10 protein-coding genes, 1 pseudogene and 1 riboswitch are annotated in these 13,001 nt (G+C 37.0%); of the genes and pseudogenes, 3 read left to right on the top strand and 8 right to left on the bottom strand.

Translation table 11 applies throughout. From position 1 onward, the window contains the following. Positions 1-17 precede the first annotated feature (17 nt). A pseudogene (locus D8M04_RS20420) lies at positions 18-92 on the top strand (YjcZ family sporulation protein); the annotation flags it as partial. A gap of 319 nt (positions 93-411) precedes the next feature. Here D8M04_RS20420 and D8M04_RS09655 read toward each other — a convergent pair. The 3 genes from D8M04_RS09655 to D8M04_RS09645 all read right to left on the bottom strand — a co-directional run bounded on the left by D8M04_RS09655 (position 412) and on the right by D8M04_RS09645 (position 2,660). Next, positions 412-831 (bottom strand): HIT family protein, encoded by a 420-nt coding sequence (locus D8M04_RS09655; RefSeq protein WP_121522713.1) that lies wholly within the window; start codon positions 829-831, stop codon positions 412-414. Between the two features lie 65 nt (positions 832-896). Next, positions 897-1,430, bottom strand: coding sequence for a helix-turn-helix domain-containing protein (locus D8M04_RS09650; protein ID WP_281277123.1), 534 nt, complete (start codon positions 1,428-1,430; stop codon positions 897-899). A gap of 333 nt (positions 1,431-1,763) precedes the next feature. Then, positions 1,764-2,660, bottom strand: coding sequence for a hydroxymethylglutaryl-CoA lyase (locus D8M04_RS09645; RefSeq protein WP_121522711.1), 897 nt, complete (start codon positions 2,658-2,660; stop codon positions 1,764-1,766). A gap of 376 nt (positions 2,661-3,036) precedes the next feature. Then, positions 3,037-3,214: riboswitch (Lysine riboswitch) on the top strand. Positions 3,215-3,436: 222 nt separating this feature from the next. On the opposite strand from D8M04_RS09645, the gene D8M04_RS09640 reads away from it, so the two are divergent. Further along, positions 3,437-5,032 (top strand): amidohydrolase, encoded by a 1,596-nt coding sequence (locus D8M04_RS09640; protein ID WP_121522710.1) that lies wholly within the window; start codon positions 3,437-3,439, stop codon positions 5,030-5,032. Between the two features lie 568 nt (positions 5,033-5,600). On the opposite strand, the gene D8M04_RS09635 is transcribed toward D8M04_RS09640, so the two are convergent. Then, positions 5,601-6,077 (bottom strand): DinB family protein, encoded by a 477-nt coding sequence (locus D8M04_RS09635; RefSeq protein WP_121522709.1) that lies wholly within the window; start codon positions 6,075-6,077, stop codon positions 5,601-5,603. 129 nt (positions 6,078-6,206) lie between these two features. Here D8M04_RS09635 and D8M04_RS09630 point away from each other — a divergent pair, with 129 nt between their 5' ends. Next, the gene (locus D8M04_RS09630; protein WP_121522708.1) at positions 6,207-6,992 is read left to right on the top strand and encodes a nucleotidyltransferase domain-containing protein; all 786 of its coding nucleotides are present in this window, start codon (positions 6,207-6,209) and stop codon (positions 6,990-6,992) included. Between the two features lie 30 nt (positions 6,993-7,022). On the opposite strand, the gene safA is transcribed toward D8M04_RS09630, so the two are convergent. The 4 genes from safA to D8M04_RS09610 form a co-directional block, all read right to left on the bottom strand. Beyond that, positions 7,023-7,631, bottom strand: a complete 609-nt coding sequence (gene safA / locus D8M04_RS09625) for a SafA/ExsA family spore coat assembly protein (protein ID WP_121522707.1) — start codon at positions 7,629-7,631, stop codon at positions 7,023-7,025. A gap of 478 nt (positions 7,632-8,109) precedes the next feature. After that, positions 8,110-11,202: an AAA family ATPase gene (locus D8M04_RS09620; protein ID WP_121522706.1), complete on the bottom strand. Its 3,093-nt coding sequence runs from the start codon at positions 11,200-11,202 to the stop codon at positions 8,110-8,112. Between the two features lie 24 nt (positions 11,203-11,226). Further along, positions 11,227-12,417: an exonuclease SbcCD subunit D gene (locus tag D8M04_RS09615; protein ID WP_121522705.1), complete on the bottom strand. Its 1,191-nt coding sequence runs from the start codon at positions 12,415-12,417 to the stop codon at positions 11,227-11,229. Positions 12,418-12,565: 148 nt separating this feature from the next. Continuing rightward, complete coding sequence (locus tag D8M04_RS09610; protein ID WP_121522704.1) at positions 12,566-13,000, bottom strand: hypothetical protein; 435 nt, start codon at positions 12,998-13,000, stop codon at positions 12,566-12,568. Position 13,001 lies beyond the last annotated feature (1 nt).

Genomic DNA, 13,001 nt, shown 5'->3' with positions numbered 1-13,001 from the left:
GCTATGGCGGTGGTTATGGCTACGGTGGTGGCTTCGCGTTAATCGTAGTATTGTTTATCCTTCTAATCATTGTTGGAGCTGCTTGGTTCTAATTTAAAGTAAAACTTCCACCAGTGGGGATTACCTTTTCTCGCCCACTGAGTGCTAACACCACTAAGGTATAAGTAAGAGCCATTAAACCAATTGGGTGTTTGATCTGCTGTTAGTCCCCACTTACAATTCTTATACTCTAGGAATCTTCTCGTTAATGGGCTTACAGTCAGTTAACCTGTGACACAAGAAGCAGGCGGTCGACTAGGACCGCCCGCTTCATAAAACTGTTCCATAAGCAATATCTTCTCTCAATCTGGTATAAATTGAATTCACCTTATACCCAGTACATAAGCAGGAATTTTTTGGACTAAGGAAACATTAACCTAAAACATTTGAAAATCGCTCATTTTGACCGTCTTTAAACATGAAACGAATTCCTCTGTTTACCATCTTTTCATCCTTGTATCTGGGTAGTACATGGAAGTGAGCATGAAATAGATGCTGACCGGCAATCTCGCCACAATTCCAACCAAGATTGTATCCTTGTGGCTGGTATATCTTATCAATATATTTCTTTACTTCTCTTAACAAAGCAAAGGTCGCATTGCATTCCTCCTCCGTTAACTCAAATACTGTTTCACGATGCGCTTTAGGTACGATAACCCCAGCTCCTTCCAAGATAACTCCTTTCTTCATAGCATCTTCTAGCTGTAGAAATCTGCAATATTCATTTTCTAGAATAACGTTTTGCTTTTTTTCCAGTTTTGGGTGGCAAAATACACAAGCTGGCTCCAACATTTAATTCATCCCCCTCTTCTATGTTTACCTGCAAAAAAACACAACCAACAATAGTTGATTGCATTTTAAAAATCTTGGTTAATAAAGCAAGTTAATACTTGCGCTTCTTCGTCATTTACAGGAACAAATAAATGTGGTTTTGATCCTTGAAAATAGGCGCTGTCTCCCTTTTCCATATAATAGTTTTCATTATCATAAAGCAAATAAATAGAGCCCTCCAAAATATAAATAAATTCATCTTGGGAATGAGTATATGTTTCATTTCTCTGATTTATATTTTTAGGGGTTACATGTACGATTGTTGGCTCGATTCCACTTGAAAGAGAACGATTAGCAAGCATCTCATAAGAATAACCCATATGTACATCTCCAACCTTAGATTTCCGATTTGATCTTTTTTGGAGTACTAGATCGTCATTTGTTTTATCATCAAGTACCCAAGATAGAGAGACACCTAACGCTTCACTAATTTTTGATAACGTTGCAATAGCTGAAGCTGTCTGTCCATTTTCAATTTTCGAAAGCATACTCTTGGAGATACCGCATTCATCTGCAATTTGCTGCTGCGTTTTCTTCTGTCTTAAACGTAATTGTTTTATTTTATTTCCTATTTTATTAAGATCTATTGAAGCTCATTCCTTTCTTCATCGTTCGATTCTAGTGCTTTAATCATAGAACAGTACATCAAAGGTAGTCAAGATAGTAAGTAAAACTGCATTATATTCTATATAAATTACTATTTAAAAGAAAGAGGCTGGACAAAAGTGTTTTTCAAAAGAAAAAGCCGAACTTCGGCTAGTGGAGAAATATCGCTCCGGAAATATACTTCGCTTATTTATTGGTTCGTTCGTCTTTTGAATTAAAATATTTAGTTATATGTCCCAACCTCTTCTAGGATAGAAGCTCTAAAAGTTAAATCGGCTCCTACCTTATTATCCACTTGCTAACAAAGATCTGCTCGGCAGCACTTTGCCCAATTTACTCTGGATAAACAGCGAAGCTTCTTGTATCTTTTTATCATTTATTCCTGTTTCTATTCCTAATCCATGCAACAGATATAGAACATCATTTGTAGCAACATTCCCTGCAGCTCCCGGTGCATAAGGGCACCCCCCCAGCCCACCAATCGAGCTATCAAAATGAGTAATTCCATATTGCATGGATGTCATAATATTTGCAATCGCCATCCCTCTTGTGTCATGAAAATGCATGATGATTTTTTCTTTTGGGAGTTGGACCATTACCTTTTCCAATAAATTCTCTACTTGAGATGGAACTGACGAACCGATTGTATCTCCGAGAGATATATCATCTGCCCCATATTCTAGTAATCTTTCACATATTTCAACAACAGATTCAGGTTCTATTCTTCCTTCGTATGGGCAATCAAATACAGTGGAAACATAACCTGTTACATATTTACCTGCTTGCTTTGCTTCCTCTATTACGGCTTTTAGTACAGGAAAAGTATCATTAATCGATTTATTTATATTCTTACGGTTATGTGTTTCACTTGCTGACATAAATACAGAGGCACCATCAATCCCTGCTTCTAAAGCGAATTCAAGCCCCTTCTGATTTGGCACAAGGGCAGAATACCTAACATCAGGGTTACGCTTCATCTGTTTCCCAACCTCTCTTGCGTCAGCTAAAGCTGGAATCCATTTCGGGTTTACAAATGAAGAAAATTCAATTTCTTTTATACCACTATTAGAAAGCATATCAATCCACGTTACTTTGTCTTCTGTAGGTAAATCCTTCTTCTCATTTTGCAAGCCGTCCCTTGGTCCAACTTCTTTAATTTGAACAAAACTTGGCAATTTATTCATTAGTACCCTCTCCTGTTCAAAAATTTATCCACTCAAAATGATAGCGTTTACTTTATTAATAGTCCTTAACAGAATATGTCAGTCTCTTGCATTACGTGTTGCACTCCCACCATTGTTTATAAAGGACAGGAGCTGATTTATTTATATATATTCAATTATGTTTCCTTTTATTCAACAATGTTGAATAAAGTATAGAATATTGTATTCTCTATTGTCAACTTGTATCTCCAGTCTCTTTCTAATCATTCAAATAAGCTAAACCCCTAGGTTTCATTATATTAATCTATTTCATCATTTCTAAATTTTATAAAATTGGGTTGAATTATTTACAACCATTTGATAGTATTAAAACTAATTTCATAGACACCTTACTGATCGGTGAGGTAGAGGCGCAAAGAATATAAGTAATCAGTCGGAGTATGACATCGTTGAGGATTGACGAAAGGATTGTTTGCCGAAGTGTAATAAGGGTCAAACTTATTATTGCTGGGATGCTTCCTAAACAAGGAGCAGACTGTCATGCAATGCTATTCGCATGGAGGACTACTGATCGAATTGGAGGATAACATTATTGTGCGGCAACAATGGTAGGTTATTTTCTATCATTGTTTTTTTGTGCATTAAAATTATTTTCCCAGTTGCGCAAAAAATAACAATCATTCACCTTCCCCTTCCTTCAGACTATCCACCCTTTATTTATGGGACCACAATTTTCCATTTGTAGAGCATTCCATACATATATTCCTATATTAAATACCTCTAAAGGAGAGCAAACTATGAAAAAACTATTCTTAAACGGAAAATTTTATACATTCAATCAAATACAACCTGTCACAGAAGCTGTTGTAATTGAAAACAGGCGTTTCATCGCCTTAGGTACAACTAAAGAAATATTATCAAACTATAAAACGACTGATGCTGCTATTGTTGACTTACAAGGTAAAACCGTAACACCAGGATTAGTGGACAGTCATTTACATCTATCTCTATTAGCGGACAAATTTATAAACCTTGACTTAACTGGAACCCATTCGAAACAAACAATGCTTGAGAAGATACAAGCAAAAGCAAATACACTTAAACCAGGAGAATGGCTGCTTGGTGGTGGCTGGGATGAAAATCTGTTTACAGATGGAACGATTCCGACCATTGAAGAATTGGATTTCGCTGCTCCAAATAATCCGTTATTTTTATCCAGAATTTGTGAACATGCATCTATTGTCAACAGTCATGCGTTAACGAGAAGCAATTACCATCCATCCATTTCTGTTCCTGAAGGTGGAATGATTGTTAAGAATCCACAAACGAAAAGACCAACAGGGTTACTGTTAGAGTCAGCTTCTGATTTGATTAAGCCATTTATTCCAGTAAAGTCCTATGAGGTTATGAAGGATTCATTAAGACAAGCGATACAATTTGCATTGAGAAAAGGGTTAACGAGTGTCCATACCAATGATCCTCTTTATATGGGTGGACTGAAGCAAACCTATTCCATTTATGATGAACTTTTAAATACAGAAAAACTTGGGTTGCGAGCAAATTTATTAGTCAACCATGAATTTCTTGACGATTTACATGATGCTGGCATGTATGCTGGATATGGCAATGATACCCTGCAAATCGGGGCAGTAAAGATATTTGCAGATGGTGCTTTTGGACGCAGGACTGCACTTCTATCCGAACCTTATAGTGATGATCCAGATAATTATGGGGATGCCATGATGGATCAATACGCCTTATATGATATTGTAAAGCGTGCACGCGAGTTGGATATGCCAATTGCCGTACATACAATTGGAGATAAAGCATTAGAAAATGTCCTTGATGTATTAGATAAGTTCCCTGCAGTAAATTATCGTGACCGACTTATCCATACACAAGTACTTCGGAAAGAATTAATAGAACGACTAGCAAGACCTAGCAGAATTGCTGATATTCAACCACGTTTCCTGGCAAGCGACTTCCCATGGGTGAAAGAGCGGCTTGGCGAAGAGCGGATTCGACTTTCCTATGCTTGGAAATCCTTATTAAATGCTGGCGTGATTTGTGCAGGCGGATCAGACTCACCAGTCGAACCGGTCGATCCATTGCATGGCATTCATGCTGCTGTAACTAGAAAAACACCTGGTCAAATACATAATGGCTATATTCCAGAAGAAAAACTGTCGATGTATGAAGCATTTCGAATCTTTACTGAACTAGCTGCCTATCCAACTAACGAGGAACAAATCAAAGGAACCATTGCTAGAGGAAAACTTGCAGATATGACCGTGTATTCTAACAATCCTTTTGAGATGGAGAATCCAGACGAGCTTTTAGATACAGAAATAGAAATGACCATCATTGGTGGAGAAATCAAATACAGTAAATAACAGGATAAAACAGATAAAGGAGAATGAAGAGTAAAAAAGGTTTAGAGAGTGTGTCAGGTTTTAATGAGGATTTGCCTTTAATCTTTTTAATGTTTTTAGTAGGTCTATATTTTAACAATCCACAGTGACGGCTTTGATTACTTCGCTCCTTTGAATTGTGCTATATAGATTAACGACGGTCACTGGTTAGTACTCTTATCATGAAATAAATAATCCTAGAACACTTAGTAATAATTATAGTTGCACAGAAACATAAAAATAGGGTTTGACTACATATACCACTTCCAGGAATGCTAATGGTTGTCTATATTGATTCTTTTGCATTACATGGACAAACTATATGGAATTTTGCAGATATCTCCTCTGTCATTCCAAATTTTTATCAAAGTGGTTGTTATTCTCATCTTTTGAGTAAGTAAATTTTCCATTTACTTAAGGACTATAAAGCAAGATATTCAGGTATTGGCCATGTTGACCGAAATTTGTCGCTTTTAAGGGAAAATATCTGCAAAATGAGGTAAAAAAACCGCCTCATCTTGATAAAGTTGAGGCGATTTCTTCTCAAAAATTATGCTCGTTGTTCCTTCGTTGGCCCCATTACACCTGGCACTGGCAATCCAGCTTGTCTTAGGAGTACCGTCATCTGTCCGCGATGATGTGTTTGATGATCCACTAACGTTCTTAACAGCTTGCCCCTTGGAACGAGAGAACCATGGCTATCTACTTCTTCTACAAGCTTTTCATCTGTGAGGGAGTCCTTTATCTTTTCTGTTACTGCTTCGGAAACTTTTTTATAAGTTTGGACAATTTCACTTGCATTATTAGGAACTTCCTTTGAATTTACCTCTACTTCTAATTGAATACCAACTTGTCCTACAAAATACAAAGGTGCAGTAGTAAGGTGCCAGCCTAACCAGCCCAGTGTATTATGGCCTTCCACAATAGCCTGGTCTAACTTCTCATCTGTAAGTGCTTCTAATACTTGCAGTGTACCATTTGCAGAATGAGACCATTCTTGAATAAAATCTTCTACTTTTCGATACATAGATATCCCTCTTTTCTAATAACATCTACATAAAAAGTATCAAAATATTCTATTTCATTCAAGGAAATCGATTTAATGTATTATAATCATTAAACAAAGCTTATACTGTGTACGAAATGAGGTTTTACGATGAAGAAAATAATTCTAAATACGTTAAATAGGATAGAATTAGATTATGGAATAAAGATATTATATTCCTGTGAAGTTGGCAGTAGAGCGTTTGGTCTCGCATCTCAACACAGCGATTATGATGTTCGCTTTATTTATGTTCATAAAACTTTGCATTACCTTGAAATTGACCCAATCGGCATTGGAAAGAAGAAAGATTATATAGATGTACCCGTTCAAGGCAATCTGGATATTCATGGTTGGGAGTTGACAAAGGCATTAAAACTATTTAGAAAATCCAACCCATCTTTATTAGAGTGGCTGCACTCCAGCATCATTTATTTGGAGCCGTTCACAACCATTCAGCAATTAAAAGCTATACAAAATGAAGCAGTAGAACTAAAATCTTGTATGTACCACTACTTAAATATGGCAAAAAATAATCTCAGCAAGCTTAGCTATATGGAGAGTGAGAATGTCAAGGATTACTTAAATGTAGCTAGACCCATATTATTTTGTAAATGGATAGAAAATCACTTATCCTTCCCACCCACTTTGGATATGAATCTATTAGTTAACATACTACCTGAAGGTAATTGGAAAGAACACTGTTTGGAGGTCATCACTCTGAAAAGAAAAGGCATTCCATTACTACAAAAGGTACAAAGTAATTTATTCAAAGAAGAGCTCTACCGATTAGATGACATCGCAAACAGTCTACCCAGTAGAAAAAGTGATCCTACAAAAGCGTTGAATCTATTATTTCAAACAACTTTAGAGGAAGTTTGGAGCAAAGAAAAACCATAAACCCATTATATGGATTTATGGTTTCTTCCATTATTTCTTCATAAACATTTGTGTCCAGTAGTGACCATCCGATACATATCCTACACCAATATGCGTATAGCTGGAGTTTAAAATGTTGGCGCGATGGCCTTGACTGTTCATCCAAGCATCTACAACTTGTTGTGCAGTCTTTTGCCCTTTTGCGATATTTTCACCGGCAGATTTATAGTTAATTCCATAATTTTTCATCATATCAAATGGAGATCCGTATGTTGGACTGTTATGGCTGAAGTAACCTTTATCATGCATATCTTGGGACTTATGCTTCGCTACTCTAGCTAGTTCCCAATCATATTTTAATGCTGGTAAACCATGATTTGCTCTTTCAATATTTACAAGTCTAATAACCTCTTGTTCCACATTATACTCCGCATTGCTAGGAACATTCAGCTTTTGACCTGGATAAATAAGGTTTGGGTTTTTAATTTGTGGATTAGATTGAATCAATTCACTTACGCCTGTTTGTGTTTTTACAGCAATCTTCCACATGGTGTCTCCGCCAACAACCGTATATGAACTAGCTGCTAATGTAGAAATAGGCAAGATGAATGATACAGAAATGACAGATGCAATAGCCACTTTCTTAAACTTATTAAGCATGTAGTTGTTACCTCCTGTTGTATTATATCTAAATGTTAAACTAGATTGAGAGCATCGTCATTGCTAAAAATTTGGCAGGATTTTTACAGATAGATGACAAAAGAGGTGTAATGATTGATGTCTTGCAATGGAGCTAGTAACATATTTGTAACATTAAATTTTTGGGAATATTTTCTAATGAAATTTAAGTTGAAAATTATATGAATCCCTTTAATACCGATAAAAAGAGCCTGGGTCAAAAGTGTTTTATCAAAAGAAAAATCCGAACGATGCTTAGTGGAGAAATACCGTTCCGGAAATATACTTCGCTTTCCGCGGGCAACGTCTCAGCCTCCTCGGAAGAAGAACACTTCCTGCGGGGTCTTCGCTTGTTGCTTTTCCCGCAGGAGTCTACGTATATTTCCTCCACTAACTTGGTGCCTCGTTCGTCTTTTGGATTAAAACATTTAGTTATGTCCCAGCGCCTCTTTTTTACAGATTATTTCAAAACAAACGCTGTCCTACTATGCCCTTCTTTTGTCTTTTTCACTTCTAAAATGGCCGGGAACATATTTTTAAGGTCCTGCACATGAGAAATAACGCCTATCATTCTACCAGACCTCTGAATTTCTATTAAAGCATCTATTGCCTTGTGGAGTGATTCTTCATCCAGGGACCCAAAACCTTCATCAATAAACATTGTATCGATTTTAATATTACCCTGGAAGCTTTGAATAACATCCGACATTCCAAGTGCTAAACATAGTGATGCAGTAAACTTCTCGCCACCAGATAAAGTTTTGACATCACGAGTTTGCCCTGTATAGGTATCGTAGACATCAAGTCCCAGTCCACTTTGTTTACCACGAACTTCTTGGCGATCACTGCGTATAAGATAAAACTGACCATTGGATAAATTTCTTAATCGACTATTAGCCGCCTCAATAATTTGCTCCAGATACTCAATTTGCAAATAACGCTCAAACGATATTTTCTTATCATTTTGGCCTCTTAGAACATTATATAAATCCGTTATCGTTGCTAGACTCTTTTCCTTTTCCTTTGCCGTCTCATCCGATTCTATGATATTATCTTTTATTTTAATAATATCCTCAAAGTAATCCTTTGATCGTTTCCATTGGTTCAATGCTGCTTCATAGGCATTCTTTAGTTCATCTAATTGAACATGAAGTTTCTCTAAGTTGGTTTTCTCTTTCCCATGGAGAACAGCAGTTAAATCCGTTACCTGTTGTTTTACAAGCCTAAGTTCTTCATTAAATCGTTGAATCCTTTCTTTTAATTTCTGTTGATCGGACTCCGAGTACCTTGCCTCCTGATACTCTTCCGCAGAGCTGAAGCCGGCTTCTAGATATTTTAGCTTGAATAGTTCACTAGCACTCCCCCATTTAGCTGTGACTTCATCTAGTTGTTTGTTCGCGAACTCTACATTAGAAGCCGCTTTTGTTTTTGCTTCTTTAGCTTCCTGAAGATGTTTTTGCACATTTTCCCAAGCTTTCTCAAGCATTTCCTTCTCTTCAGCTTTTTGGTTTATCTTTTTCTCTAGTTTAGTAAGGTCTCTCATTTCTTCTGGAATTTTCTCTAAGCGATCATGATATACTGCAATTCTGCTGCGATAATCAAGTTGTTTTTCCTGATATGCTTTCTCTTTTTCCTCTTTATGACTTTGCCACTGTTTTATTTCATTTTCCAACTTTTCAAGTGATACTTTTCCTTCTCTAAGCAAGTTACTTTTCTTCTCAAGCTCTCCTACTTGTTTCTTGTGCTCTTTACCTTCTAAAACAATTCGGTCATAGTCTGAAGCTGCACTGTCCTTAGATAACCCAAACTCAACTAACTCTTCTTCTTTATCCTTCAATTGGCTATAATTTGCTTTCCAATCTACAGTAATATCCTGATAGCTTCTTTCCTTTTTGTCACGTTCGTTTCTTAAGGCCTCCAGCTCTTCTTTTTTCACCTCACCATCATCATGAGTAGCTCGAGCCGGATGCTCTAAACTTCCACAGACAGGGCATGCCTCTCCGTCATGAAGGTGGGCTGCTAATTGAACTGCTTGATTGTTCAGCCACTTCGATTCTATTTCCTGATAGCGATTTTGAGTGTCTTTGAATTCTATTTCGATTGTTTGTTTTTGCTTCATTAATTCATTATGCTTTGCCGATAATTCAAGGTACCTCTTGAGAACCTTAGCCTGCTCTCTTAATTTAGTTAGTGTCTTTTCTCTTGCAGGAAGTTCACTAATCTCTCTGTCCATTATTAAAAGCTCTTGGTTAAGTGTCTCTTGTTCTTTCACTATCTTCGCTAATTTCTCTGCAGCTTGGTCTAATTCTTTCCTTACATACTTGCCTTCGATTGTTAACTTGTTAATCTGTTCTTTCCGTCGTTCCATATCCTTTACTTCTGGCAGGAAACGATTGAGCTCATCTAATGTTTTTGCTGTTTCTTCTCGGAGTGCCCGCTTGTTTTCTTCGTGTTTATAATTTGCCTCCGCTTGAAGAAGGGATTCGTTAGCTTTTAAGGAATGATCTTTTGCCTTAGTAAGATAATCAGCCTTTTCCTTCTCTTCCCTTCTGAGTTCAAGGACACGCTTCTCATATACCTCTATTGCACTGGCTTTCATCGCTTTATCCAGCTGTTCTTCCAGCTGCTTCATTTTAGGAACATTTTCTTCAAGCTCATGAAGCTTTCCAGACTTCTCTTCCAGCTCTTTAAACTTATCATTTAAGCCTTTTGCTTGGTGATATTCCTCCTGCTTCTGGTTATGCATCTGAAATGCTTTCTCATAATGCTGTTTATCCTGGATGATTTGTTCTCTATAATACGCTTCTTCTCGCGATATACCCTCCAGAATTTGATTTACATTATAATGCTCTTGTGAAAGCACCTGAAATAGCAGCGAATCCTCACGGTAAGGAAGCAGAGAGGATATGCTTGATATATACTGTTCTCTTGCATGTTCAGCTTGTTTAAAGTCTTGTTCTTCGGTCTGTTTCTTTTCCCTTAATATTTCATTAATTTCCTGATAAGATCCCGTACGAAAAATCCGCCTCAAAATTGCTTCCTTATTTTCCGTCTCAGAGGTTAATAATTTACGAAACTCCCCTTGTGGAAGCATGACAATTTGTTTAAACTGATCCTTTGTCAGGCCAATAATTTCCTCTACTTTTCTATCGATCTCCGAAACAATCTGCCTATCTACACAAGGGATCTCTTTATCTTGTATCTTCTCATAGAATTCATAGCGCTCTCCGGTTTTGGACTTATTGCCTTGCTTCACATGCCCTAACTGTCGTAAGATCCGATAAATCCGCCCATTTATCTCAAACTCCAGCTCTACGGATGTATGGGTGTCATCAGCAGCAAAGTCACTGCGTAACATCGTATTATTCTCTCGATCAGCACCGCTTGCACTGCCATATAAGGCGAAGCTAATACCATCAAAGATGGTTGTTTTTCCAGAACCAGTATTTCCAGAAATAACGAATAGTTTATTATCTTCCAAGTCCGTAAAATCTATTACCTCTGTATACTTATAAGGACCAAAGGCCGTCATAGTTAGTTTAAGTGGTTTCAATGAATTTCACTCTCCCTTCTTCTGTTAATTCCGAACATATTCTTTCTTTTCTGCATCTGTTGTTTCATTATCTTTTCTCAACAATTCATCTAATACTTCTTTAAAGAGATTCTCCGTTTCGACTGTCACATCTATCCCTTTTATTTCTTTGTAGAAAGCACGGAATAAATCTACATCACTCATTTTAGTCCGATTCGTTCTGGCGTCAGAATCACTGCCCGACACGAGCGATATAACATTTTTCCGTTCCACATGCATAGCATTTGGATAGACAGAACGTACCTTTTCCATCGGAGATAATACAGGAGCTTCATCTAATAAACGCACAAATACATAATCCTCATTAACAGGGTGCTCCAGCAGTTCTTCCATTTTCGCTTCTACTGTACGAATATCTCTTCTTGGTTTAAGTTCCCTTTTTTCTATTGTAACTTCTCCCTCTTGATCCATTTCGACAATGAAGAAACCCTTACGATGGCTTTCTTCTGAAATAGAATACTTCAAGATAGAACCAGAATAACGGATATTCTCTTGGAGAACCTGATGGGCTTGGTGCAGGTGTCCTAATGCAGTATACTGAAATGAGGAAAAATGATGGGCATCTACATACTCAGCTCCACCTATAGACAGTGGACGTTCGGAATCACTCGTATTCTCTTCTTCTTCACCAAATGGAGTTACAAAAGCATGTCCAATATAGACATGTCGCTCATTAGATGATGAGTTTGATTGGATTTGTTCTACTATTTTTCTAGTTGCATCATTATGCGTCTTAATTTCCTCATCCTCAAAAGCCGTTCTTACCACACTTGGATCTGTGTAAGGAACGAGATGAAAATGTACTTTTCCATGCTCATCCTCTAATACGACATGTTCGATTTCTTTAGAGAAATTTCCTACAATATGATAACCGTTCGATTTCATTAAAGAGCTGCCGAAATGTAATCTTCCAGGACTGTCATGATTTCCTGCAACAGCTAATACCGGTGTCTTCAATTCTATTACGATTCGTTCTAGCACCTCATCGAGCAAATGTACAGCCTCTGTCGGTGGCACAGCCCGGTCATATAAGTCACCTGCAATAATTACAGCATCTGGCTTCTCTTCCTCAACAGCTTGTACGAATTGATTTAACACATATGCTTGGTCCTCGGTCATATAAACTCCTTGGACAAGCTTTCCTAAATGCCAATCCGCAGTATGAAAGAATTTCATTATCAAATCCCCTTTCAAATGATTGATATATATGATTCATGATAGATAGAATGATAGATTAATTAGTGGTTCAATTATACCATTAACCAATGAAAAAAATGGGTAGATTGTTAATCAAAACTTCTTCCATTTGAAAAAAACCTTCATTTTAAGAAGGTCGCTGTATATCCTTTTGGATCGATTTTAAGTGGAATTTATTGTGGTTTTTCAGGATATAACTAACAGACTCTCCAGTCCAATTATCGGGACTAGAGAACAAGATGACTTCAGTTATATATCTCCTTAGTCTTTTTAGTATATAAGTAGTTCTCCTAACTTCTATATCTGTAGAATTAGGGACATAAATGATAACCATATCCACCAAATTTTCTCGATTTATTAGTTCTTTCCATAAGCTTGTTAGGCCAGGTAGATTTAAGTTTTTATCTCCTAAATCACTAAACTTTTTCAGTACGTGAAGTTTATTCGACACACAAAAAAACTCTAACTGTTTTTCAATCTGATACCAATGTTCAGGTTTTTCCGGGTCTCGATACATATAGATAACCACATTTTTTTGGCTTTCGTCCTTATATTCTAGCATA

Origin of the sequence: Oceanobacillus piezotolerans (assembly GCF_003665065.1) — a bacterium.
Classification (GTDB): Bacteria; Bacillota; Bacilli; order Bacillales; family Amphibacillaceae; genus Oceanobacillus; species Oceanobacillus piezotolerans.
This window is presented reverse-complemented; position numbering and strand designations above follow the sequence as displayed.